23 protein-coding genes and 1 tRNA gene are annotated in these 24,345 nt (G+C 64.9%); 8 read left to right on the plus strand and 16 right to left on the minus strand.

The annotated features are described in order from the left end of the window. Positions 1-97: 97 nt before the first annotated feature. From Q9316_RS10945 to Q9316_RS10975, 7 genes are all read right to left on the minus strand, one after another. On the minus strand, positions 98-925 hold the full coding sequence (locus Q9316_RS10945; RefSeq protein WP_306031649.1) for a response regulator: 828 nt from the start codon (positions 923-925) through the stop codon (positions 98-100). A 187-nt stretch (positions 926-1,112) separates the two neighbouring features. Continuing rightward, positions 1,113-1,376: a hypothetical protein gene (locus Q9316_RS10950; RefSeq protein ID WP_306031650.1), complete on the minus strand. Its 264-nt coding sequence runs from the start codon at positions 1,374-1,376 to the stop codon at positions 1,113-1,115. A 147-nt stretch (positions 1,377-1,523) separates the two neighbouring features. Continuing rightward, on the minus strand, positions 1,524-3,995 hold the full coding sequence (locus Q9316_RS10955) for a mechanosensitive ion channel family protein (protein ID WP_306031651.1): 2,472 nt from the start codon (positions 3,993-3,995) through the stop codon (positions 1,524-1,526). Between the two features lie 103 nt (positions 3,996-4,098). After that, the gene (locus Q9316_RS10960; RefSeq protein WP_306031652.1) at positions 4,099-4,656 is read right to left on the minus strand and encodes a DUF924 family protein; all 558 of its coding nucleotides are present in this window, start codon (positions 4,654-4,656) and stop codon (positions 4,099-4,101) included. A 74-nt stretch (positions 4,657-4,730) separates the two neighbouring features. Continuing rightward, positions 4,731-5,438, minus strand: coding sequence for a sulfite exporter TauE/SafE family protein (locus tag Q9316_RS10965; protein WP_306031653.1), 708 nt, complete (start codon positions 5,436-5,438; stop codon positions 4,731-4,733). Continuing rightward, positions 5,435-6,808, minus strand: a complete 1,374-nt coding sequence (locus Q9316_RS10970) for an amidohydrolase (RefSeq protein ID WP_371878000.1) — start codon at positions 6,806-6,808, stop codon at positions 5,435-5,437. Before Q9316_RS10970 ends, Q9316_RS10965 begins: the two co-directional genes overlap by 4 nt. A gap of 23 nt (positions 6,809-6,831) precedes the next feature. Further along, entirely contained in the window at positions 6,832-8,199 is a 1,368-nt protein-coding gene (locus Q9316_RS10975) for a uracil-xanthine permease family protein (protein WP_306031655.1), read from the minus strand. 138 nt (positions 8,200-8,337) lie between these two features. On the opposite strand from Q9316_RS10975, the gene Q9316_RS10980 reads away from it, so the two are divergent. After that, the gene (locus Q9316_RS10980) at positions 8,338-9,360 is read left to right on the plus strand and encodes a substrate-binding domain-containing protein (protein WP_306031656.1); all 1,023 of its coding nucleotides are present in this window, start codon (positions 8,338-8,340) and stop codon (positions 9,358-9,360) included. A 141-nt stretch (positions 9,361-9,501) separates the two neighbouring features. On the opposite strand, the gene Q9316_RS10985 is transcribed toward Q9316_RS10980, so the two are convergent. The 3 genes from Q9316_RS10985 to Q9316_RS10995 form a co-directional block, all read right to left on the minus strand. Further along, positions 9,502-9,577, minus strand: a tRNA-Lys gene (locus tag Q9316_RS10985). A 119-nt stretch (positions 9,578-9,696) separates the two neighbouring features. Further along, positions 9,697-10,614: a PhzF family phenazine biosynthesis protein gene (locus tag Q9316_RS10990; protein WP_306031657.1), complete on the minus strand. Its 918-nt coding sequence runs from the start codon at positions 10,612-10,614 to the stop codon at positions 9,697-9,699. A gap of 93 nt (positions 10,615-10,707) precedes the next feature. Then, positions 10,708-11,814, minus strand: coding sequence for an endonuclease/exonuclease/phosphatase family protein (locus Q9316_RS10995; protein WP_306031658.1), 1,107 nt, complete (start codon positions 11,812-11,814; stop codon positions 10,708-10,710). Between the two features lie 158 nt (positions 11,815-11,972). On the opposite strand from Q9316_RS10995, the gene Q9316_RS11000 reads away from it, so the two are divergent. Then, entirely contained in the window at positions 11,973-13,592 is a 1,620-nt protein-coding gene (locus Q9316_RS11000; protein ID WP_306031659.1) for a hypothetical protein, read from the plus strand. A 10-nt stretch (positions 13,593-13,602) separates the two neighbouring features. On the opposite strand, the gene Q9316_RS11005 is transcribed toward Q9316_RS11000, so the two are convergent. Then, entirely contained in the window at positions 13,603-14,019 is a 417-nt protein-coding gene (locus Q9316_RS11005; protein ID WP_306031660.1) for an Lrp/AsnC family transcriptional regulator, read from the minus strand. Between the two features lie 143 nt (positions 14,020-14,162). Here Q9316_RS11005 and Q9316_RS11010 point away from each other — a divergent pair, with 143 nt between their 5' ends. Continuing rightward, positions 14,163-15,800: a M20/M25/M40 family metallo-hydrolase gene (locus Q9316_RS11010; protein WP_306031661.1), complete on the plus strand. Its 1,638-nt coding sequence runs from the start codon at positions 14,163-14,165 to the stop codon at positions 15,798-15,800. 215 nt (positions 15,801-16,015) lie between these two features. Here Q9316_RS11010 and Q9316_RS11015 read toward each other — a convergent pair whose 3' ends face one another. The 3 genes from Q9316_RS11015 to Q9316_RS11025 form a co-directional block, all read right to left on the minus strand. Continuing rightward, positions 16,016-17,239 carry an aminotransferase-like domain-containing protein gene (locus Q9316_RS11015; protein ID WP_306031662.1) on the minus strand — a complete coding sequence of 408 codons (1,224 nt, stop codon included), beginning with the start codon at positions 17,237-17,239 and terminating at the stop codon, positions 16,016-16,018. A 462-nt stretch (positions 17,240-17,701) separates the two neighbouring features. Continuing rightward, positions 17,702-18,721, minus strand: a complete 1,020-nt coding sequence (ilvC, locus tag Q9316_RS11020) for a ketol-acid reductoisomerase (RefSeq protein WP_306031663.1) — start codon at positions 18,719-18,721, stop codon at positions 17,702-17,704. Positions 18,722-18,781: 60 nt separating this feature from the next. Next, positions 18,782-19,420, minus strand: a complete 639-nt coding sequence (locus Q9316_RS11025; RefSeq protein WP_306035275.1) for a TetR/AcrR family transcriptional regulator C-terminal domain-containing protein — start codon at positions 19,418-19,420, stop codon at positions 18,782-18,784. Positions 19,421-19,830: 410 nt separating this feature from the next. Here Q9316_RS11025 and Q9316_RS11030 point away from each other — a divergent pair, with 410 nt between their 5' ends. From Q9316_RS11030 to Q9316_RS11045, 4 genes are all read left to right on the plus strand, one after another. Beyond that, complete coding sequence (locus Q9316_RS11030; protein WP_306031664.1) at positions 19,831-20,211, plus strand: hypothetical protein; 381 nt, start codon at positions 19,831-19,833, stop codon at positions 20,209-20,211. 134 nt (positions 20,212-20,345) lie between these two features. Further along, on the plus strand, positions 20,346-20,642 hold the full coding sequence (locus tag Q9316_RS11035; RefSeq protein ID WP_306031665.1) for a hypothetical protein: 297 nt from the start codon (positions 20,346-20,348) through the stop codon (positions 20,640-20,642). A 119-nt stretch (positions 20,643-20,761) separates the two neighbouring features. Then, positions 20,762-21,058 carry a hypothetical protein gene (locus tag Q9316_RS11040; protein WP_306031666.1) on the plus strand — a complete coding sequence of 99 codons (297 nt, stop codon included), beginning with the start codon at positions 20,762-20,764 and terminating at the stop codon, positions 21,056-21,058. A 241-nt stretch (positions 21,059-21,299) separates the two neighbouring features. Then, positions 21,300-21,509 (plus strand): cold-shock protein, encoded by a 210-nt coding sequence (locus Q9316_RS11045; RefSeq protein WP_306031667.1) that lies wholly within the window; start codon positions 21,300-21,302, stop codon positions 21,507-21,509. Positions 21,510-21,602: 93 nt separating this feature from the next. Here the strand turns inward: Q9316_RS11045 and Q9316_RS11050 are convergent, their stop codons facing one another. Continuing rightward, complete coding sequence (locus Q9316_RS11050; protein ID WP_306031668.1) at positions 21,603-22,847, minus strand: FAD-dependent oxidoreductase; 1,245 nt, start codon at positions 22,845-22,847, stop codon at positions 21,603-21,605. Between the two features lie 33 nt (positions 22,848-22,880). Continuing rightward, entirely contained in the window at positions 22,881-23,288 is a 408-nt protein-coding gene (locus tag Q9316_RS11055; RefSeq protein WP_306031669.1) for a winged helix-turn-helix transcriptional regulator, read from the minus strand. A 149-nt stretch (positions 23,289-23,437) separates the two neighbouring features. Between Q9316_RS11055 and Q9316_RS11060 the strand changes: the two genes are divergently transcribed. Continuing rightward, a complete protein-coding gene (locus Q9316_RS11060; RefSeq protein WP_306031670.1) occupies positions 23,438-24,325 on the plus strand; it encodes an SDR family oxidoreductase in 888 nt (295 codons plus the stop codon). The last annotated feature ends 20 nt before the right edge of the window (positions 24,326-24,345 follow it).

A 24,345-nucleotide genomic window follows, 5' to 3' on the forward strand; every position in this document is an offset into this window, starting at 1 on the left:
TTACAAACCACCGGTTTTACCAAGTGGTTAATTCGCCGGGAAATATCTCACGTAACGTAAGGGACAGAACTGGGTGGTTCGCGCCGGCAGCCCCTGCCTATGCACTCAAGCGCAGTTGGGCGGTCCTGATCTGCGTCAGCGTATCGAGATTCTGGTTCACGCGGCAGTAGAATTCCTCGTCGATGAAGGGCCGCATGATGAAGTCATTGCCGCCGGCCTTGAGGAAGCGGGCCGACAGCAGGCGGTCCGTCGAGGAGGACACGCCGATGATACGCAACTGATGCGAGCCCCGCGTGCCGCGGACGCGCCGCGTCAACTCGAAGCCGTCGATGTCGGGCATGTTGTAGTCGGTGATCATCAGGCTGATATCGGGGTTCGCCTTCAGCAGTGCCAGGGCGCTCGCTCCGCTCTCCGCCACGCTGACGCGGAAGTTGTAGCGCTTGAGGCGGGTCGTCAACAGCGCCCGGGCTGTCGCGCTGTCGTCGACGATCAGCACATGGTGCTCGTGGTTGGTGAGGAACCGGCAGACCGATTCCGCCAGCATATCGACCGCGAAGATGTTGTCCTTGATGATGTAGTCGACGATTTCCTTGGAGAGAAGCTGGTCGCGCGTCGCCTGCTGGAACGTGCCGGTGAAGACGATCGTCGGAATGGAAAGGTCGACCAGGTAGTTCAACGCCTCGCCGTTCTCGGCGCCCGGCAGGTTGATGTTCGATATCGCCAGGGTGATCTTCTCGCTGGACTTGTCGTAGGCCAGTTCCAGCTCCTCGAAGCTGCGGCAGATCTCGACATCGATGTCGAAAAGCTCCTTCAGCCGCTTCGAAATCATGGACGTGAAGACATTCGAGTCCTCGGCAACAAGAATACGGTGATGCGAGAGAGACTTGCCGGAATACTGCATTCCGGAAATGCCGATGAACGTCATGATATGCCTTCTTAGCAAGGATTTTCCCCAGCTTAAGGCGTAGCTGCAACCCTTTGCGAAAGCGTTAAATTTAGAGAGCATGAAAACGCGGTGGCACAACCGCCATGGCATGCGGAACCACCATGCCCGCAAAGTAAAAACGGCGCGTTGTTCTTCCGCGCCGTTTCAGGAAACATGGTTCCGGGGCTTACTTGACCGAAGCCTCGCCGCCTTCGATTTCGACGTTCTCGGCGCCGTTGAGCGCGATGCGGTCGCCGTTCGGCAGGGTGACGAAACAGCCCGACGGGCAGATCGTCTCGGTCGCGCCGGGTTCCAGCGCCACTTCCACGCGGCTGCCGTCCTCGACAATGACGAGGACCTGCGTGTCCGCGTCCTTGTTGGTGACGGAGGCAGCCATGGCCGGAGCGGACATTGCGGCCGACACCAGCAGCATCATGATCATTCGCTTCATCTTCACCCCGGCGCTTGCGCGCCGCCCTCTTCAAAGCCCTGCGAAGAACACTAACGTTCCCCGCTCGGATTTGCATGTGTTTTATGAGGGGACGGCTGAATGCAGCGTGAATGCGGCGTTCATGTGCCGGAAATCAGGCCGCGCCTGTCAGGTCTCGGGCTCCTCCTTCGCCGGCCGGCGGCTCTTACGGGTCGCGGGCGGACGCAGCTTCTCCGTCGCCTGGTCGAGAAGCGTCGAGATGAGTTCGGCCCCTTCCGGAGAGATCTTGACCGGCACTTCCGATGCAGCCGGCGCGCCGATGGCGATCTCCTCTTCACGGAAACGCTCGAGGATGGCAGTGCGCAACTCCGATTTGACGCCGGTGCCGTTGAGGATGTCAGCCAGGAAGGCGCGGATCTCGAAATCGAGCGTCGCCGAGGAGAAGGCCTGGAACACGACCGTAGGCTCCGGATTGCGCAGCAGCCCCTGCTGCCCGCGCACCACTTCGGTCAGGATTTCCTGCACCTGTCGCGGATCGTTGCCGCCATGCACGCTGATGGGGATCTCCACGCGGCCGAGCTTGTTGCGGTGCGTCCAGTTGCCGACCTGCCCGTTGATCAGCACCGAGTTCGGCACGATCACCGTCTGGCGCTGGAAGGTCTCGATCTCGGTGGCGCGCACGGAGATGCGCCGCACGAAGCCTTCCGTCGTGCCCGCCACCACCCAGTCGCCCACCTTGAACGGGCGTTCGGCGAGCAGGATGAGGCCCGAGACGAAATTCGAGACGATGTTCTGGAGACCGAAACCGATACCGAGCGAGAGGGCACCGGCGACGAGCGCGAGACTGGAAAGATTGATGCCCGCGGCCGATATGCCGACGAGGCCGGCCAGCGCCACGCCCGCATAGCCGACGGCGGTGCGCACGGAGTTGCGCACGCCCGCATCGACCTGGCTGCGCGCCAGCACGTTGCCGTCCACCCACTTCTGGAACCAGCGCGTGACGACGAGGCCGACGACGAAGAGCAGGATGCCGACGATGATGCCGACCAGCGAGATCGTGATGCTGCCGATGCGGATCTCGGTGAAGATGCGGTAGGCCCAGGATTCGATGTCGGCGAACTGGAAGCCCCATTGCAGCAGGATCAGCGGCACGAAGCAGACGAAGATCAGCAGATAGATCGCCAGCCCCGCCGCAAGCCCCACCTGGTCGAGCGCCACCGGGCCAAGGCCGAAACGCTCTTCCAGCTTCTTGCCCACCGCCGTTTCGGCGAAGGCGCCCGTCGCGGAGACGGCGCGGCCGGAGAGGAAGCCGATATACATCGTCACCACCGCCGCTCCCGTCACGACGATCTGCGTGGCGACGAACCGCGCCATGCCGACATAGCCGAGCAGCGACGCGAAGATGAGGCCAAGCCCCGTCAGCGTCAGCAGGACGAAGATCGACCGCGGCCAGGGGCGCCCCGGCGTATCCGGCTTTTCGCCCTGATGCAGCACCGGCTTGATGAAGGCGGTGACGACGAGCAGGAGGCCGATGATGATCGAGGCGAAGAAGCTCTTGACCACGGTCAGCACGACCGGCGAGCCGAGCACTTCGCTGATCGTGCCGAGGAAGTAGTCGGCGCCGTTGACGATCGCCATGCTGAGGATCAGCAGCCAGAGGAGCTGGGCCCCGCGATCGGAAACGCGTACCAGCCGCCAATGCCCGTCTCCCGGCGAGAGCACCGCATTGGCAAGCTGCCCCACGAAGTAGACCGCCACGACCACGCCGAGCGCGATCGCGATGATGGGCGCAATGTCGGTTCGCAACACTTTGAAGGCGTCGAGGAAGAAGTAGCTGGCCCCCGCGAAGGCCGCCGCCGCCATGGTCGGCAGGACTGTCGACCAGAAGGCGACGGAAAGACGGGTGATGTAATGCGGTTTTTCCTGCCGCGCGGCGCGGGTGATGTAGGGCGAGAACAGCCGGTAGCTGCCGGAGAGCAGCACGAGGGCCGCCATCAGCGAGAGACCGACCGCGCCGAGAAGCTGCATCCGCTTGAATTTCCAGACGAACTGCAGCCACGCCGTCACGGTGCGGCCGAGCGTCTGCGCTTCCTCGGCAATCGCGCCGGAAGCCTCGGCAAACAGGTCGGAGCTGACTTCCGTGCGCTTCAGGATGGCATCGGTGAAGAGCAGCCGGCGGATCTCGGTAATGCGGTTCGACAGCTTGATCGCTTCGATCGAGAGATTTTCCGCCTCCCCCGTCAAGGCATTGATTTCGTTGCGCTCGGCGGTGAGTTTCTTGCGCTCCTCGACGACGACGTCCGCCTCTGCCGGCGCGCCCTCCGCCGGTGGGTCGCCGAGTTCCGTCTGGCGCGCCTTGATCGCATCCAGCCGCGGCCGGGTGGCGACGGAGGTGGCGAGGATCGAGCGGTTCAGCGTCTCCGCTTCCATCTTCAGGTCGACAAGGCGCGCGTCGTCGTCCTTGTATTTCTCGACCCGTTCGCGAATGGAATTGAGCTGCGCGCCCGCGCGATCGAGATCCGTGTTCGCCTGTTGGAGCTGCGTCGTCGTATCGGGGGCCGCCGCCGTCTGCGCAAGGACCGGTGAGGCCGCAAGCGCGAGGACCGCGAGAAGGACGGAAAGAAGGCGGGAGATCGGCAACAGGCCATCCTCGTTGGACAGAAACAGACGACGCATCGCGTTCACGCGATTCTGCCCTTTCTAGCCATGATTGCGGCCATTTTAAACCGGAACGGCGGGCCGATCAGAATCCGGCGCCCGGTTCGGCGAGATAGGCTTCCTCCTCCGGCGTCGAAACCCGGCCGAGGAAGGCATTGCGATGCGGAAAACGACCGTATTCGGCGATGACGTCGCGGTGCCGCATCGCATAGTCCAGGTACATCTCGTCGCCATGCGCCTCGAAGAGCGAGACGGAAAGGTCCTGATCGGCAAGCGTCTCCGAATGCTCGAAGGGCATGTAGAAGAAGTGGCGCCGGCCGTAGTCCACCAGCCTGTCCGCCCCTGCCTCCAACGCAAGCCGCGCCTCCCGCCGGGCGATCCAGTCCGTGGAAAACGCCATCGGCGAGGCGCGGTACATGTTGCGGGGAAACTGGTCGAGCACGATGATCGCCGCCAGCCGCGCCTCGGGGCTTGCCCGCCATTCCGGCGCGACATCGCGCGACAGGGCGAGATGCGTTTCGGCGAACTGGTCGCGCACGCGCTGATCGAGCTCCGGCGTCGATTGCCACCAGTCCTTCGCCGTCAGCGTCTCGCACCAATAGCCGACGACCTCTTCCGGTCGCTTGATTCCACCATCGCCCATGCCAAACCTCCATTCGTCTCTGCCGCCCAATATGGCGTCTCGAAAGGGTGTGGCAAGGGCCTCCCGTTCGTCGGTCAGCGAACGATGAGAAACAGTCCGCTGACGATGGCGAAGCTGAGGACGCCGATTCGAAGGCCGCGTCCGCCGATGCGGTGGTGTGCGAGCCTCGAGACGGCGCTTCCGAGGAGAACCGGCGGCGTAAGATAGAGCGCCGCGAGAAGCTGCTCGGAGCCGATGCGCCCGGAAAATGCCAGCACGACCAGCGACATGATCTCGCCGACGAAGAAACAGAGCGCGACCGTGGCCCGCAGCACCGGCGCCTTGGCGTGCTGGTAGAGCAAGGCAAGCGGCGGGCCGCCGATGCCGGTGGCGGTTTCCGTGACGCCGGTGAACAGGCCGACCCCCAGCGCGCTCGGCTTGTTCGGGGTGAAGGGCGGAGCAACCAGCGCGGCGCCGGCGGCAACCACGGTGAAGATGCCGACCGCAAGATCGAGCTGGTCCAGTGACAGCGCGGCCAGAAGCCAGAGGCCGGCGAACGTGCCGGCAAAACGGCCGATGGTGATCCATGTCGCGCCCGACCAGTCGACATGCTCGCGCTCGCGCGCCGCGACATGCAGGTTGAGCGGCAGCATCAGCAACAGCAGGGTGACGGGCAGCAGTTCCGGCTTCAGCATCCCGACGACCGGCGCGACGATCAGCGCAAAGCCGATGCCGAGCGCGCCCTGGATGAAGGCCGAGACGAAGGTCACGGCGGCCAGAATGGCGATAAGGCTGATGCTCATTGATAGTGTCCGAGATCACGATGCGCTTGCGAAAGCGGGTGAATGCGCTGGATCGGCGCCTTCGCGATGGCCGCGGCCGTATCGCCGCGCACCTCGGCCAGCAGCGCCCGCGCATCCCAGTCGACGGGCCAGCCCTGCCACAGCCGAAGCTGCCCGCCGGTGAAGACGGCGTCGATCTGGTCGCGGTTGCCGTAGCGCACAAGCTCCCACATCAGGTCGTGCGAGGGCGTGAATTCCGGCCGGTCGAGATCGACGAGCAGGAAATCGGCGGCAAGGCCTTCGGCGATCGCGCCGGTCACGCCCGACAGGCCAGCCGCGTCCGCGGCGCCCGATGTCGCGCGGTCGAGCCAGAGCCAGCCGCCGCCGCAGGACGAATCGCCCGTGGCAAGGCCGAAGCCCGCGCGCTGCAGGCCCTCGCCCGCCTCCATCAGCCGGAAACCATCCGCGCGCGTTCCGTCCGTGCCCAGCCCGAAGCGGATGCCGAGCGCCGCCATCTGCAGCGCCGGCGCCACGGCATTGCCCTTCCACAGGCTGGCCACCGGATTGTAGGCGACCGCCGTTCCGGTGTCCCGCAGGAGGTTGAGTTCATGCGGCGTGACAAGCGTCGAATGCGCCAGCAGGACCTGGGGGCCGAGAGCCCCCAGATGCGCCAGATGCTCGATCGGCCGGCGCCCGCGCGCCACGAGCGAGCGCTCGACGGCGACGAGATGTTCGTTGACATGGGTCTGGAACACCACCCCGTTCGCCGCCGCCATGTCGGACACTGCCTTCAGCATCCCGTCGCTCGCCGCTTCCGGAATGGAAATCGCCAGCGACGGGTGGATCAGCGGGTCGTTCCGGTAGACCGAAAGGTGCTCCTCGGCCTGCCGCAGGATGGCGGCGGGCTCCGGGATATGCGCGGTGCCGCCGAGATCGTTGCAGATGAAGCCGACGACGCTGCGAAGCCCGACCTCTCTTGCGGCACGCACGAGGGCGCCGACATGGCCCTCCGAGCGTGTGCCGGCATCGACGGCGGTCGTGAAACCGCCGCGCAGGCATTCGAGCGCCGCGAGCTTCGCCGAGAGATAGACCATGCGCTCGTCGAGGCTGCCCTCCAGCGGCACCCAGATCCGTCGGAAGATTTCCGACGGTTCCCCGAAGACCAGCGCCTTGCCGAGCGACTGGGTCAGGTGCGTATGGGTATCGACGAAGCCCGGCATCAGCAGATGGTCCGGCAGATCGACCGGTTTCAGCTCCGGAAAGTCCCGGGCAACGGCTTCTGCCGTATCGATCCGGTGAAAGGCCCCGGCGCGCACGACGACGGCCATGCCGGCACGCGGCCCTTCCGGCAGAAGGACGAGACCAGGACGAAGCAGCAGGTCGCCTGACATCGACAGTTTTTCGCGGATCGCGCTCACTCGTTTGCTCCTTGGGCGGTGGATTGCAGGCACGGCGCCGTTTCCGCAGGCTGACTGCCGGCGCCATGGTGGGAGAAGACGGCATTGACCAGGACGGCCGTGATGGTGCCGGCGGCAAGCCCGTTGCCGAGGATCATCTGCGTCCATTGCGGGAACTGGCTGTAGACGCCGGGCACCAGGATCGGCAGCAGGCCGATCGACAGGGCCGAGGCCAGCGTGAACATCGCGCCGTGCTCACGCAGGTCGACACGACGCAAGAGGTCGATCCCGATGACGCCGATGATCGAGAAGACGATGACCGCCGTGCCGCCGACGACGGCTTCCGGCAGGGCCGTTGCCATCCGCCCGATCGGCGCGACAAGCGCGATCAGGACGAGGATGGCGCCCGCCATGGCGGTGACGTAGCGCGACTTCACATTGGTCGCGCGCACGATGCCGACATTCTCGCCGCTCGTGATGATCAGCGACGTGCCGAACAGGCCGCCGACCAGCGACATCACGGCATCGCCGCGGATGGTCGCGGGGACGATCGCATGCGCATCGCCCCTGCGGCCTACGATCTCGGCCGTCGCGATGGTCTGGCCCGTCGCCTCCGCCATCGAGATGATCGAGAAGACGATGAGCGGGATGGCGGCGATGGGATCGAATTTCGGCATGCCGAAGGGAAAGAGCTGCGGAACGGCGATGACCGGGCCCGACAGAACGCCGGAGAAGTCCATATGCCCGAGGGCGAGCGCGACGAGCGAGCCGCCGACGAGGCCGAGCATGACGGCAAGCCGCTGGAGCGTTCCGGAAAGGACGCGCGCGGCGACCACCGTGAGAACGATGGTGATCAGCGCCAGCCCGACCTCGATCGGGGCGGCAAAACCTTCGCTGCCGGGCTTGCCGGTGATCGTCACGCCGTAGATGCGCACCAGGTTGACGGAGACCAGCAGCAGCATCGTTCCGACCACGATGGGCGGAAAGTAGCGCAGCAGCCTGCGAAAGACCGGCAGCGCGAGAAAATAGAACAGGGCCGTCATGATGACGGCGCCGACCGCCGTCTGGACGTCCGTCTGCTGCGCGATCGCCAGGAAGATGGCGATCGGCGCGCCGCCCGGCACCATGACGAAGGGCAGGCGCGCGCCGAAACCCTTCGGCCCGAAACTCTGCAGCATCGAGCCGAGGCCACAGACGAAGAAGGTGGCGCTGATGAGCGATACCGTCACGGCATCGGAAAAGCCGAGCGCCTTGCTCACAAGAAAGACGGCGGTGATGGGAGACGCCGCCATCACCAGGACATGCTGCATGCCGAACAGGACCAGGCTGCGCAACGGCAGCCTCTCATCGGCCGGATCGACGACTCCATTCAATTCATTCTTCATGATTCTCTCCTCCCGGCCTCCTCAAGCCGCTTATGCAAATCGTTTTGCGTGCCGCATTTCGTACCACAGATTTCGCCATTTGCAAATCGTTTTGCGAACAGCCCCTCGGCATGCTAGAGAAGATTGACTGGAGGCATCATGGGAAAACCTACAATTGCCGACCTTGCGAGGGTGGCGGGCGTGTCCGTCACCACGGTGTCGCACGCCTTCAGCGGCCGCCGCCACGTCGAGCCGGAAACCCGCAAGCGCATCGAGGCGCTTGCCCGGGAGATCGGCTATCGGCCCAACCACCGCGCGCAGCGCCTGCGCACCGGGCGGGCCGGATCGATCGCTCTCGTCTCGTCGATGCCCTTCGCCGTCGCCGCCGGCCCTTCCCGGCTCGGCTTCCTGATGGAGATCGCCGCCGCCGCCGCAGTAACGGCCTTTTCGCGCGGCATCTCGCTTTGCCTCGTCCCGCCGCTCGGGCCGCGCGACAGCCTGGACGCGCTAGAAGTGGACGGCGCCATCGTCGTCGAGCCCGAGCGTGACGATCCGGTGCTGGATTTCTTTTCCGACCGCGGCGTGGAGGTCGTCTCCATCGGGCGTGCGCCGGGGCGCGACGCCCCCCCCTTTGTGGACCTGCAGAGCGGTGCCACCGCGCATCTGCTGCTCGACCATCTTTTTTCGGAGGGCGGCCGCGTCGGCCTGATAACCGGCCAGCAAAGACGCAATTCCTATATCGAGATGGAAGCCGCCTATGCGGCACTCACCGCGCGAACCGGCTCGCCGCCGCTCGCCATCCGCGTCGACGAGCAGGGCGGCGAACAGGCCGCAGCCGCGGCCGCCGAAAGCCTTTTTCGCGCCGACCCTGCCCTTTCTGCCCTCTGCGTGCCGGTGGACGCCTTCGCTACCGGCGTGCTGGAGGCGGCCCGCGCCGCCGGGCGCAGGGTCCCGCAGGACCTTCGGCTGGCAACCCGTTATGACGGCATGCGCGCCAAGCTGGCGACGCCCGCCCTCACCGCCGTCGACCTCCATCTCGACCAGGTGGCGGCAGCGGCGGTCGACCTGCTCATCGCCCGGCTGGAACAGGCCGAGCCGGCGCCGCACGTCATATCGCCGCCCGCATTGGTTCTGCGCGCCTCGTCTGCGGCATCGCCGGAGGCATTCAAGTCGAAGGACTGACGCCGATTCTTCGGGCACCGGACGTGAACAGGAACGGAACGTGAATTGGAAACCGTTTCCAAACCGGCGGGAAGCCGGGAGTTCATCGATTTTCGCCCTCGCGGGCAACTATCTGTTTAATCAGCGGAATTTGGGAAGGATTGGTGGGTGATCACGGGCTCGAACCGTGGACCCGCTGATTAAGAGTCAGCTGCTCTACCAACTGAGCTAATCACCCACACACGACCGCTCCAGCGGTCTGATGGGGCGTATAATGGGCGTGGCCGGGCTTGTCCATACCGCAGTCGGAAAAAAACGCATTCATGCCGAAAATTCTTCTGCAGCGCAAAACGACCGTCACAAATCCAGCGTTCCCGACGCGATGCGCACGGCCTCTCCGCCGATGCGCGCGCCGGCGATCGCGCCGCCGGTCACGTCGAGATGCAGGTGGATATGGGAAGGACGGCGCATTTCGACGCCCTGCTCGATCAGGAACGGATGGTGCCCGTCCACCAGCTTGTCGAAGAAATGGATCGCGCCGGACATGGCGGCGACGGCCGAGCCTGTCGCCGGATCCTCGCTGATGCCCATATCGGGCGCGAACATGCGGGCGTGGAATTTCGCATTGTGGTTCACGCCGCCGCGGCAATAGAGATAGGCCGAGGCAAGCCGGCCCTCGGCGAAGGGCGTGCAGCGCTCCCAGAGCGCGGGATCGAAGTCCACGGCGGCGGCCGCCGCAAGGTCGTGCACCGGGATCATCACGAAGGCGACGCCGGCGCTCCAGAGCGACGGTACGTGATTCTCGAAGCCGATCTGGCCCGGCTTCAGGCTGAAGGCGTCGGCGAGCGCCTGCCGGTCGAAGGTCGCCTCCAGGCGCGCGGACTTGCGCGGCAGGTCGAACTCGGCGAAGGCGGCCTTGCCGACGCCGAATTTCACCGCACAGCGCACCGGGCCGACATTCTCTTCCAGCACGCATACCTGATCGCGCGGCCCTGCCCCGTTGCCTTCGCCGGCCTCTGCAATCGCGATCGCCGCGCCCACCGTCGGATGGCCGGCAAAGGGCAGTTCGACGCCGGGCGTGAAGATGCGCAGGCGCGCGGTATGCGTCGGGCTCTCCGCCGCCTTCACGAAGACCGTTTCGGAGAGGTTGAACTCACCTGCGATGCGCTGCATCGTGTCATCGTTAAGACCGTCGGCATCGAAGACAACGGCCAGCGGATTGCCGGCAAGCCGTGTATCGGTGAAGACGTCGTAGATGGCGTAGCGGCGGGGCAAGACATTCTCCCTGTTCGATTTTCACCCGGAAGCGTCGCCTAAACCTGCCCGAGCCCTCCGCTGTGGGCAAGCAAAAATGACGCCGTCATCGGCTCACAGATCGAGCGTCATGACGACCGGGCAATGATCGGACGCCTTCGGCCGGTCCCAGCCGACACGCGGATAGCGCTCCACCTCCTGCCCCGGCGGAAAGGGCGTGCGGAACGGCTGGCCGGCGCGGATGATCTCCGGCATGTGATGCGCATTGCGCTCGGCAAGCGAGGGTGAGAGCCAGATATAGTCGAGCTGGCAAAGATGGCGCTCCTCCGGCCCGCGGCTGTGGAAGAGCGTCCAGCGGTCATCCACCGGCCGGCGCAGCATCGGGTTCACCGCAAAGCCGTCCGCGCTGAAGACATCGAGCGCGCTCACCGCCTCCTGTTGCGGCACGAAACGGTAGCCGGTGCGCTTGTCGCCCTCGATCGCCAGCTTCTCCTGATAGTCGTTCATGTCGCCGCAGATCGCGAAGGCCTTGCCGGCCGTGTGACCGGCGCCGAAGCGGTTTTCGATGATGCGGCGCACCGCGCGCGCCTCGGCGGTGCGCACCGGCATGGTGGACTGGCGGCCGTCCATGCCCTCCCGGCCCGGCCCCATCGACTTGAAGTGCACGACATAGAGCGTCAGCGGCCGCCCGCCGATGCGCAGGTCCATTTCCAGGCAATCGCGCTTGAAGATCTTGTCGTCGGGGTTCGCCCCCTGGCCGAGATCCGGCGTGTGGAGGTTGAAATCGCGATAGGTGACGGATGCGTGGCTGCGGATGTCGATGCATTCGATGCGCTGGCCGTCGCGCGTCTCCTCGCGCATCAGCACGGAAACGTCGATGCCGCGGCTGTCATTGCCCTCGATCAGGTATTTCTGCCGGTAGCCGTTGCCGACCATGCGAAAGAGATAGCCGTATTCGAAGGCCTGCAGCGCCGCCATGTTGTCGGTTTCCTGCAGGCAGAGGATGTCGGCATCCGCATCGGCGATGGCGAGCGCCGAGTGCTGGCGGGCGTCGTCCGTGTGGGCGATGGTGCGCGCCTCCTCCAGCCGCTGGTATTCCGCCTCGTTGCGGATATCGAACAGGCGCAGCACGCGATCCTGGCGAACCTGGTTGCGAAAACCCGTGAAATCGAAGCGGGTCATGAGGTTTTCGATATTGAAGGTGGCGAGGCGTAGCGACATGGGGTCCTTCCGGGTATGCCGGCGGAGTGTATCCGCCTGACCGGCGATGGAAAGCGCAATTTCACGCCCTCGTTGCCAGCGCCGGAATAAAGCACCCGCCCTTCCCGTCTTCTCCTCACGAATGATGCGCATTCCGGTGACGGGTGGAGGGATCGGTCATGGCAACGGCATCCAGCATGAGGCGGGCGTTCCTGGCGGCATGGCTTGCCCTCGTCCTGCTCGCGAGCCTGCCGGCGTATGCCGCTGAAGGCTATATCGGCACGCCGGGCGATGCCGCGCGGGCCGCGGGCCTCATCGCCGAGGCGCTCGGCCGCAAGGCGCAGGTTCATACGATCCGAATCACCGAGAAGGACGTCACCGTGCTCGTGCGCGGCGATGCGCGGCCGGGCGACGTGGAGGAATGGAAGGTGCGGACGGCGAACCGCTTTTTCTTCTTCCCGTCGGAGGGGGTGAGCGGACCTTCGGCAAAACCGGCCCCGGCCATCGTGGCCGATCCCGCCGCCGGCTTCTTTTCCTTTGATGACATCGCGCTCAACAAGGTCAGCGAGGTGGTGGGACGCGCCATCGCCTATGCCAGATTGCAAGACACGGCGACCATCCAGACGATCGAGATCGCCCGGCGGGTGAACCTGCTGCCGACGCCCGCCTATGGCGACATCCGCTGGACGCTCTATGTCTCCTCGCCGCGCGAAACCGCGACGGTCTACACGGATGCCGCAGGCACCATCATCGGCGGCGACCTCTCCAACACGGTGCGCGCCCGCAACATGGATTTCTACAAGGACGACGACTGGCCGAAGGAGGCGGCGCTCGAAAGCCTGATCTCCGTCATCGGCACCAGGCCGATCGTGCGCGATATCACGATCTATCCGAAGTCCGTGCAGGTGAAGGCGGATCACCCGACACTGCCGGAAACCACCGTCGGCTATTCCTGGGATCTTTCCGGTGTCACCCGGTCGGCGATCACATCACCGATGTTCCCCGGCACGGCGCAAGAACCGGCCTTGTCGCTGGCCGACATCGATCTCGCGCCGCTAGCCAAGGTCCGCGACAATGCGATCAAGGCATGGGGCAACGAAAAATCCAGCCTGAACTACTTGATGCTGCGGCTCTTTTCGGAAGGGCCCGGCAAGCCGGAGCAGCGCTGGACCGTGCATTTCACCGATTGGGGGCAGCCGGGTGAACTCACGCTGTTTTCCAACGGTGGCTCGATCGAGCTGACGGCCGATGGCACGGTGCGCGTCGCCAATCTTCCCGCCGCGCGCCAGCCGAAACGCAACTGGCTCGATCCCAAGACGACACGCGAGACGCTGGCGGCCGTCAGCGAGCAGTTTGGCAAGAACGCGCGCTTCTCCGAAATCAGTGTCAACAACGATTCGATGCGCATCCTCGCCGAAGTGCCGGATACGCCCGGCAAGATGCGCGACTACAATGCCAACGACCGCGGTATCACCGCGTCCAGCATGATTATGCCGTGGGATGCGGAATTCCGGCCCGAACGGCTCTACCGGATGGACGACCTCGCCTTCTTCTCGGCGGAGAAGCTGAACGAACTGACCGCGCGCACCTTCACCCGGTTGAAGGTCGGCTCGGACATGGCGCTTTCGCGCTATACATTCTCGATCGGCCAGTTGCCGACGCCCGACGGCAGTTTCATGGTGCCCTCGCCGGACGGTAAGGTGACGCTGGAAATCCGCCTCGAAGGCCCGGACGGCTGGAAGGGCGGGCGCGTCACCTATTCCTCGACGGGCGAGGAGATCGACGTGGTGATGCCGTAGCCCGCTGCCTTCAAAGGGTCGTCAGCAGCAGGCTCGTCTCGGATTTCGACACGCCGTCCATGGCGCGGATACCGCGCAGCACTCGCTCGAACTCGACGAGATTTTCGGCGTGGAGTTCCGCCACGAGGTCCCAGGCGCCGTTCGTCGTGTGCAGGGCGCGCACTTCCGGAATGCCGCGCAGCGCCTTGATGGCGGCAAGCGTCTTCTGGCCGGTGATCTCGATCATCATGACGGCGCGCACCGCATGGGGATCGTCGGCCTCCGTCACCCGCACACAAAAGCCCGCGATGATGCCGTCCCGCGTCAGCCGCTCGATGCGGTTCTGCACAGTGCCGCGCGACACCTTGAGTTCCGCCGCAAGCGCCGAGAGCGAGGCGCGGCCATCCTTGCGCAACAGGGCGAGAAGTTTGCGATCGATCGTGTCCATGCTGCCGAAATGCCAATAAGAGGTGACGAAACGGCAGGAAGAACAGCAATTTTCACAGAAGATTGCCGTTTCGCCTGCCGTCGTCCTTGGCTAGCCTTGTGCTCTCTTCAACGCAACAGCTTTCGGCAGGCCCCATGTCCCCAATGAGCGAAACCGCCCTCCGCACCGCCGCCGCGCGCACCCGCGAACTCTCCCTGCTGATGACCCGCTGGCCGAGCGTGACCGGCTCGCCGGACGAGGCGGCCTTTTCGGAAAGGCTTGCGGCGCATCTTGCGGCGACGCCCTATTTCCAGCGCCATCCGGACCAGCTCCTCACCGTCGACAGCCACGGCGAGCCGCTGACGCGCAACGTCGTGGCGCTGGTGCGCGGCAAGGGCCGGCGAACGGTGGTGCTGGCAGGCCATTTCGATACCGTCTCCATCGCCAATTACGGGACGCTCGCGCCGCTCGCCTGCGATCCGGAGCCGCTGACGCAAGCCCTCCTTGCAGAGCTTCGCAGCCGCCCGCTGAACGGCGCGGAGGCGAAGGCGCTCGAGGATTTCGAGAGCGGCGACTTCATCGCCGGACGAGGACTGCTCGACATGAAGAGCGGGCTTGCCGCCGGCATTGCGGTGCTGGAGCGCTTCGCCGGGCGGGACGCCCCCGAAGGCAACCTCCTCTTCGTCGCGACGCCTGACGAGGAGAACCGCTCGCGCGGCATGCGCAGCCTGCGCGACGCCCTGCCGGAGATCGCCCGCCGCTTCGACCTCGACATTGTCGGCGGCATCAATCTCGATGCATCGAGCTGCGAGCGCAACGGCGAGGAAGGCCGCGCGGTCTATCTCGGCTCCATCGGCAAGTTCGCGCCGTTCGCCTTCGTCATCGGCCGCCCGACCCATGCCGGCTATCCGTTCAACGGGACGAGCGCCCACCGCATCAGCGCGGAAATCGTCCGCGCCATGGATACGGTGCCGGAGCTCAGCGACGAAGCCTTCGGCGAACGTTCGCCGCCACCGGTCTGCCTTGAAGCCCGCGACATCCGCGACGGTTACGACGTGACGACACCAGACCGCGTCTGGCTCTCCTTCAACTGGCTGACGCACCGGCGCAGCGCCAGCGACATAATCGGCGAATTCCGCGCCATCGTCTCCGGCGCCCTGCAAGCCGCGCTCGAAACGCAGGACGCCCACGCCGCCCGCTACCGGGGCGCGGCAGCGGCAAGCACCGATGGCCTCGTGCTGACCTATGCCGAGCTTCTGGAGCGGGTGGAGGCGCGCGGCGGCGCGGCGGCGCTGGCGCGGCTCGACGCCCTCGACCGCTCGCTTTCCGGCGGCACCGATCCGTTGAAGGTGAGCCGGGAGATCGTCTCGGCGGCTGCGACCGAGGCCGGCATCGAAGGCCCGGCCGTCATCGTCGGCTTCGGCAGCCTGCACTATCCGCTGGTGCATCTGGAGCATTCCGACGCCGGCAACATGCAGGCAAAGCTTCAGCGCGTGATGGAAGACGCCGCAGGCCGGCACGGCACGTCGATCAAATTCAAGCAGATCTTCGCCGGCATTTCCGACATGAGCTTCTTCGGCCATCGGCCGGAGGCGCGCGAAGCCGGCCTGCTCGCCGCCAACACGCCATCGGCCGCCGTCACCGACAATGCGCCCGAAGGGCTGCTTGCCTTTCCGACGGTCAATATCGGCCCCTGGGGGCGTGACTATCATCAGAAATGGGAGCGCGTGCACGCGCCCTATACGTTCGAAGTCCTGCCGGACCTCGTCTTCGAAGCGGCGCGGGCGTGGCTTGGCGAATAGCCGTCCTCATCCGGCTGACGCCATTTTCGGATGCAAGCGGCTCGCAAACCCTCTCTGCCTGCCGGCATCTCCCCCACAAGGGGGGAGAAGGCTGGCCGCCTGCTCTTCCTTCCATTTTTCACGCCGAGCGTGCCGCGCGTTAAGTCCCTCCCCCTTGTGGGGAGGGGTTTGGGGAGGGGTCTTCACAGAGGCAATGCCCTGCTGCCGTCCTGCGCCTACGCAGCAACCCGCTCGCTGCCGAGCAGCCGGCCGAGGCGGGAAATGCCTTCCTCGATGGTCGCGGCATCTGCACAGGAGAAGCTGAGGCGCAGCGTGTTGGCGCCGCTGCCGTCGGCGTGGAAGGCCTGGCCTGGAACGAAGGCGACCTTTTCCGTCTCGATGGACCGGGCGAGCAGCTTCGCGCCGTCCATGCCGGCCGGCAGCGTGACCCAGACGAACATGCCGCCTTCCGGCTTCGTCCAGGTGACGCCATCGGGCATGTATTTCTGCAGCGCGGCCAGCATGGCATTGCGGCGCGCACTATAGGCGGCACGGATTTTCGCGACCTGCGCGTCGAAACCACGCTCGGCGACATGGGCGATCGCCATCTGGTTGATGGTCGAGGAATGCAGGTCCGCCGCCTGCTTCATCAGCACGAGCTTGCGGATGACGGGCGCGGCCGCGACGATGTAGCCGACGCGCAGGCCCGGCGCGAGCGTTTTGGAGAAGCTGCCGCAATAGATGGTGCGCGTGGCATCGATATTGCCCTTGCGGGCGATTTCCAGCGCCAGGATTGGCGGAACCGCCTCGCCGTCATAACGCAGCGACTGATAGGCGGCATCCTCTATGACAGGGATTTCCAGCTCTTCGGCAAGGTCGAGCAGCTTTTCGCGGCCGGCGCGGTCGACCGTTTCGCCGGTCGGGTTGGCGAAATCGGCGGAGAGATAGGCGAACTTCACGCGGCCGCCCGCCTCCGCCGCCGTGGCGCGATAGGCGTCCGGCGTGCGGTTGCCGGAAAGGTTCAGCCGGTCGTAAGTCGGTTCATAGGCATTGAAGGCCTGCAACGCGCCGAGATAGGTCGGCCAGGTGACGAGCGCCGTGTCCTTCGGCGACAGGAAGAGCTTGCCGAGATAGTCGAGGCCCTGCTGCGAGCCGGAAACGATGAAGACATTGTCCGCGCTGCAGGCGATGCCGAGCTTGCCCATCTCGCCGGCAAGCCAGTCGCGCAGCGGCTTGTAGCCTTCGCTGACCGAATATTGCAGACCCGCGGCCGCGCCCTCGCCCGCAAGCACATCCGTATAGGCGGCGGAAAAGGCTTCCTTCGGGAACAGGGCCGGGTCCGGAATACCGCCGGCGAACGAGATGATGTCAGGCCGCTCCAGCAGTTTCAGCAATTCACGGATTTCGGACGCCTTCATGCGCGACGCACGCGTCGCGAAGGCCTGTTCCCATTTGAACATAGGGTTTCCTCGGGCTTGTTGTTTGAACGCACCTCATCACGGCGCCGTTATTATGTCAATAATACTGACCTAAATATTCGCGCCAGAAAAGACACGCACACCCAAGGTTTCGTGCGGAATTAAATGCGCCGGAGCGAATGCGCGCCACCGGCGATTTCAGCCACCGGCCGGACTCAGGTCGTCCGGTCGCCGTAAAGGCTCAGCAGCACCAGCATGGCTATACTGCCAAGGATGAAAAGATCGAACCAGGCGAAGTATTGGATAATCGTGGTCATCGCACTATCCTCCTGACAGCGGAACGAAACACTGTTGTATTTTGTTCCCATTCGGCGAATTACGCAAGTTCAATACTTGCTGCGCCGCAATGACAGAAATGGATGCGCTGCATTATTTCAGTATGCCTGAAATAGAAGGCCGGGCGGAAAACCGCCCGGCCCGTCGTTCCGAACAGGTCGGAAGCGATTAGTTGACGGCCTTGTCGACCAGCTTGTTCTTGCCGATCCAGGGCATCATGCCGCGCAGCTTGGCGCCGACTTCCTCGATCTGGTGCGAGTCGTTGTTGCGGCGGATGCCCTTGAAGCGAGCGCCGCCGGCCTTCCATTCCTGCATCCACTCGGAGGTGAACTTGCCGGTCTGGATGTCCTTCAGGACGCGCTTCATCTCGGCCTTCGTCTCGTCGGTGATGATGCGCGGACCGGTGACGTATTCGCCCCACTCGGCCGTGTTGGAGATCGAGTAGTTCATGTTGGCGATGCCGCCTTCATAGATCAGGTCGACGATCAGCTTCACTTCGTGCAGGCACTCGAAATAGGCCATTTCCGGCGCATAGCCGCCTTCGACCAGCGTCTCGAAACCGGCGCGGATCAGTTCGACGAGACCGCCGCACAGAACGACCTGTTCGCCGAAGAGGTCGGTTTCGCACTCTTCCTTGAAGTTGGTTTCGATGATGCCCGAACGGCCGCCGCCGACGCCGCAGGCGTAGGAGAGCGCGAGGTCGAGGGCATTGCCCGAGGCGTTCTGGTGAACGGCGACGAGGCAGGGAACGCCGCCGCCCTTCTGGTATTCGCCGCGAACCGTGTGGCCCGGGCCCTTCGGCGCGATCATGACGACGTCGACCGAGGACTTCGGCTCGATGAGGCCGAAATGAACGTTGAGGCCGTGCGCGAAGGCGATGGCCGCGCCGTCGCGGATGTTGCCGGCGATCTCGCCCTTGTAGATGTCGGCCTGGAGTTCGTCCGGCGTCGCCATCATCAGGAGGTCGGCCCACTTGGCGGCTTCCGCGACGGTCATGACCTTGAAGCCGTCGGCTTCGGCCTTCTTGACGGTCGGCGAGCCGGCCTTGAGGGCGATCACGACGTTCTTGGCGCCGGAATCCTTGAGGTTGAGTGCGTGGGCACGGCCCTGCGAGCCGTAGCCGACGATGGCGACGTTCTTCGCCTTGATGAGGTTGAGATCGGCATCACGATCGTAATAGACGCGCATCGATGGTTCCTTCCCTTAGCTTGTCTGTTTTAATCCTAGCCGGCGGTCCGTCCTGCCGGCTTATCCTTTCGCACCGTGGAGGGTCAGGAAGGCGTCCACCGCCTTCTCCGCCCGCGGCGAGAATTCCTTTTTGAGCGCTGCGGCATCTTCGCCGAGAAGCATGCGCAGATGCATGTCCGAGACGATCAGGCCGTAGAGCGTGCCGTATGCCTCGTCCGCGCTGTCGAATGCAAGCAGCTTCGCCTTTCGGCCGGCTTCGAGCAGGGCCGCCGCCCGCTTGCCGATCTGCCGACGGCCGCGCTCCTGCAGCAGGCGGCCGAGCCCGGCGCCCTCGCGGCTCGCCTGGCCGATGGCAAGGCGGTTGAGCGCCAGCGAGACGTCGCCCGAGAGAACGTCGATGAGGTCGCGCGCGAAAGCGAGAAGATGCGTGCGCAGCGTTTCGGCCGTCAGCTTGCCCGCCTCGGCCTCGACCGTGCGCACCTTGCCGGCCTGGTAGGTGATCATCGCCGAGATCAGCCCGTCGCGATCGCCGAACCACTTGTAGAGGCTTTCCTTCGAGCAGTTCGCCGCCCGCGCCACGCCGGCCGTCGTCAGCGCCCGCTCGCCGCCCCCGACGAGCAGGCCGAGCGCATGCTCCAGCACCACGCCCTGACGTTCCGTCAGTCCCGCGGCCGCTGCGCCTGCCCTGCCCTGCTCCATCGTCTGCACGATCTTCACCCATCAAACTTTAAGTACCGTACCGTACGGTTCGCCATCTTCTAGCGCTCCGCGGCCCGCCGGTCAACAGCTTCTTTCGGAAGCGAATCTCAAGGTGATTTGCCCACGAAGACCAGTTGTGAGCGGCATGTCGCGGCACGCAATAATTGTTGCAGCGCACAACCGGAAGGAAATTTTCTTCCGGCTATCCTTCTGATTTGAAACAGAACTCCAAGAAAGGAACAGTTCCTTGACGGATTGCACAAAATTTTTCGCTTCCCAATCCGTTTCCGCTTGTTAAGATTTGTGAGACCTGCAGTGCGGCAGGCCACGCTTCGTGCGTCGGCACGCCGGCATTCCGGGCCTCAGTCAGGAGTACGAAGCCAATCGCCCTTACGCCAAGGAGACAGAAAATGTTGAATTTCCTGCCAGACCTTCACGAAGGACATGCTCCCATCACGCTCCAGCAACTGTTCGGTGATGCCCTCGAGGCTTTCGATGCCTGGGAAGACGAACGTGCCGAACCGATGGTGATCTTCGAGGATCGCATCATTCCCATCGGCATTGTGTTTGAAAGCATGCGGGACTGCACCGATATCCTGCCGCGCACGATGGCGGATATCGTTTCCGATACGCTCGCCCGCAATCCGGCGGCCGTGGACATCGAGATCGTCACGTTCGGCGATGCCGCCCGCCTTGCGACGGCTCTTACCGAGCAGCGCCGCCTTTGCGGCGAGGCGGCCATCGCCGCTTTCCTCGACCATCATCGCGTCGACAAGCGACGCCCCGCCTGACAAGAACAAACGGCAAGGCCCCGGAAACGGGGCCTTTTCTTGCCCTGTTACCCAGGCAACAGCCAGCCCCCGCCGAGCATGGAATGATCCGGGACAAGAGCGGCGTGACCGCTCTTTCAACAAAGGAGAAGTCCATGCGTAAAATCGTTCTCGTCACCCTCGCCGTCACCACCGTGCTCGGCTCCCTTGCCTCGCCGTCCTTCGCCCAGCAGTCCTCGCGTGACCGGGGCAATGGTTCCAGCAACGGCGGCGACTATTACGCCGGCGCAACGAAGCGCAAGCCGGTCCTCATTGCCCGCTTCCAGCGCAAGCTGCTGCGCGAAAAGGGCGGCGCCTATTGCTCGACCAACTGGTACGTGCTGTTCGACGAGCGCGGACGCCGCACGGATGTGCGCCACTGCGACGACCGGCGCGACATCGAGATCAACTGATCACGCCGGTATTCCAGGGGTCCGGCCGAACGGCCGGGCCTCTTCCATCGGTGCCGAATAGGACGCTGGCCTCATCCGTTTCCCGCACATCCATTCCCCTGCGCTCAACGGATCTGCCGATGCTTCGCCTCGCCGCCGCCCTCCTCGTCGCCGTCCTGCCCGCCAATGCCGCCGATGAGCCGCCCTATGTCGGCACCTGGGACTGCGAGGTCTCGACCTTCACCTTCACCGCCGACACCTATGATTCCGGCGAAGGCCCCATGCAGGTCCTCAAGAGCGAGAAGGACGGCGACGCCTACACGCTGACCTTTGCCGACGATTACCAGATCGGCCTTGCCAACATCACCGCCACCGAGATGGACTGGGCGTCCGGGGCCAGCGGCGACACGTTCCACTGCAAGAGAATAGAGAATTAGGCGTCAGGTTTCCCCGCGTTCGAACGATCCGGCGCCGTTGGCGGACGAATGATACCTGTCCCGCAAACTCTTGACCGGCCGCAGCGAAGCAACTATTTCTCCCGCATCGAGATTTGAACGTTGTCTTCTGCATTTGCGGGTCACCAGCCTGCAGCTCACGAACTTCCCCTTCAAATTCGACCACCCATGGCCGCCTCACGGCGGCCGACGATTGATTTGACGGCTCAGGAAAGGTTTCGTCATGGCAACTGGTACCGTAAAGTGGTTCAACACGACCAAGGGCTACGGCTTCATTCAGCAGGACAGCGGTGAACCGGACGTTTTCGTCCACATCTCCGCCGTACAGCGCGCAGGCCTCGTCGGCCTCGACGAAGGTCAGAAGGTCAGCTTCGAGCTGATCCGTGACCGCAAGTCCGGCAAGATGTCGGCCGATCAGCTCGCTGCAGCTTGATCCGCCCCACGGAAAAATGAAAAAGGCCGGTTTCGACCGGCCTTTTTTGTGCCTGCCGTTCCGGCGAGGCGCACGCTCGAATCGCGCGGTGCGTCACGCTTCCAGAAGCGTTCTTTCCAGCCAGCGGCATTCCTCCAGGCCGGCCCGCGTGAATGGGTCCGCAAGCGTGCCCGAGACGATGGCAGCCAGGATCTGCGGCGCCGGCGGGATTTTCGCGACGGTCGCGACGAGCCGGTCGCGCAGCCAGGCGATCGACCGCGAATCCGACTGGTAGAACGGCGTGAAGACATAGGAAAGAAGCTGGAACAGGCGCACATGATTGCGCCGGGCGCTCGCATAGGCGGCAAGCCCCTCTTCCACCGACCGCGCCGAGGAAAGGGCATGCGCCAGCGCCGCCGCATCGAGCAGCGCCATGTTGGCCCCCTGTCCGAGCTGCGGGCTGGTGGAATGCGCGCTGTCGCCGATGAAGACGATGCCGTCGGCATGCGGCGGCAGCGTGGTGCGGTGGGCGTAGCGGGCGAGCGTCAGCTGCTCCCAGTCCGTGACCTGATCGAGGAAGGGTGCGACCTCGGGCCAGTAGCCAAGAATGCCGCCCTTCCAGCGCTCAAGCCCGGCCTGCTTCACCGCTTCCGCATCCGCCGTCTTGAGGCTCCAGAAGAAGGCGGCCTTGCGCCCTTCGCCCGGATGCGCCCGGCCGACCGGCAGCACGCCGATCATGACCTTCGCCGCGTCATAGCGCTGGGAGAGCGCCCGCGCATCATGCGCGATCCCGTCGCAATCGAGCGTCGCCCAGAAGGCGCCCCAGGGCAGTTCCTTGATCTTGGGAGCAACGACCGAGGCCGAAACGAGCTGCGAGCGTGCGCCCGTCGCATCGATCACCAGGTCGTAGTCCCCGACGATCTCGCCATCCGGATCGTGCAGCGCCGTGCGCGCCTGCCGGGTCTCGGCCTTGGCGAGCGTGATGCCGGTGCGGACGGGAATCCGCTCCACCACGACGGCGTCATGCAGGGTCGAAAACAGCGCGGCGCGATGCACGGCAAGTCCATAACGGCCGCCGGCCAGCGCGTCGTAGCGCACGTCCAGCACGGTGCGGCCGCTGCGCGCGTCCGCGCCGTGCAGCCGGTCGATGCGGTTGCCGAGCGCATGGATGGTGGGGGAAAGGCCGAGCGCGTCGAGGACCGTCAGGCCGGTCGGCTGCATCAACAGGCCGGAGCCGACCGGCGATGGATGCGCGAAGCGCTCGATGAGTTCGACCCTGTGGCCGGCGCGCGACAGAAACAGTGCCGCGGCAAGCCCCGCGGGCCCCGCGCCGGCAATGCCGATATCCAGTGGCTTCATGCCCTTCCCCGATGCGGCCCGCTGGCCGAAGCGTCAATCCTGCTCCGCGTCATAGGCCGTCCGTGCGGCCCGGATCGCGGTATGGTTCTCGGTAGACCACTGCACGAGCGAGCGCAGGAGTGCAAGGAAGGATTGGCCGAGCGGCGTCAGCGCGTATTCGACGCTCGGCGGCTGGGTCGGGTAGACGGTGCGTGTGAGATAGCCGTCGCGCTGCAGGTCGCGCAGCGTCTGGGTCAGCATGCGCTGCGAAATGTCCGGGATGAAACGGCGCAGTTGCGAGAAGCGGCGCGGACCATCGGCAAGGCCGAGGATCATCAGCGAGGTCCACTTGCCGCCGACGCTGTCCAGCACATCTCGCACGGGACAATCGTCCATCGACATGGGCACCCCGTCGATCAGGATGACGCGCTCGCCTTCGGCACGGTCGACGACCTTGTTCATAGCCGGTTCCCTCCAGGTAACCACCGCAGAAAAAACTGCCTTCTTTACATCTCCTAGCAGATTACCAGATAAGAGCAAGTCTCAATAAGAGACCAACATGCAGCAGGACCCGAGGCACCCGCCGCCGCGCCTGCCTGAAAGGGAAAGACATGACCGACACGCTTCTCGTCACCGGCGCCTCCGGCCAGCTCGGCCGCCTCGTCCTCGATACGCTCCTAGCCTCCGGCAAGATCGCCCCCGGCAGCATCATCGCCACCAGCCGCGATACCGCCAAGCTCTCCGACTATGCGGCGAAGGGCGTCACCGTGCGCGCCGCCGATTTCGACGACCCGGCCTCGCTCGACGCGGCCTTTGCCGGCGCGGCCAAGGTCCTGATCATCTCCACCGACGCGCTCGACACGCCCGGCAAGCGCCTCGCCCAGCACAAGGCCGCCGTCGCCGCCGCGAAGAAGGCCGGCGCCAGGCACATCCTCTACACTTCCATGCCGCAGCCGGACGATTCGCTCGTCACCTTCGCGCCCGACCATCTCGGCACCGAGGAAGCTATCAAGGCGACTGGCATCCCCTATACGATCCTGCGCGACGGCTGGTATGCGGAAAACCTCTTCATGTCGTTGCCGCATGCGCTTGAGACCGGCTCCTGGTACACCTCGACCGGCGAGGGCAAGATCGCCCACATCACCCGCGCCGATACGGCCGCCGCCATTGCCGGCGCCGCCCTGAAGGCCGGCAGCGAAAGCAGGACCTACACGCTGACGGGCACGAAGAGCCGCACGGCCGAAGAGATCGCCGCCATCGTCTCCGCCGCAACCGGCAAGCCGCTGAACGTGGTGCATGTGACGGATGCTCAGCTTGCCGAAGGCCTCAAGGCCGCCGGCCTGCCGGAAGGCTTCATCCCGACCATCGTCTCCTTCGACGCCAATACGCGCGAGGGCAAGATCGCGATGGTGACGGGCGACGCCGAAGCGCTGTCGGGCCGCGCGCCGACCTCCTTCGAGGATTTCGTCGCCGCCAGCAAGGCAGCCTTCCTCGGCTGATGCGAAGATGATGCGGCGCT

The organism is Shinella zoogloeoides, from assembly GCF_030733845.1.
Classification (GTDB): Bacteria; Pseudomonadota; Alphaproteobacteria; order Rhizobiales; family Rhizobiaceae; genus Shinella; species Shinella zoogloeoides_C.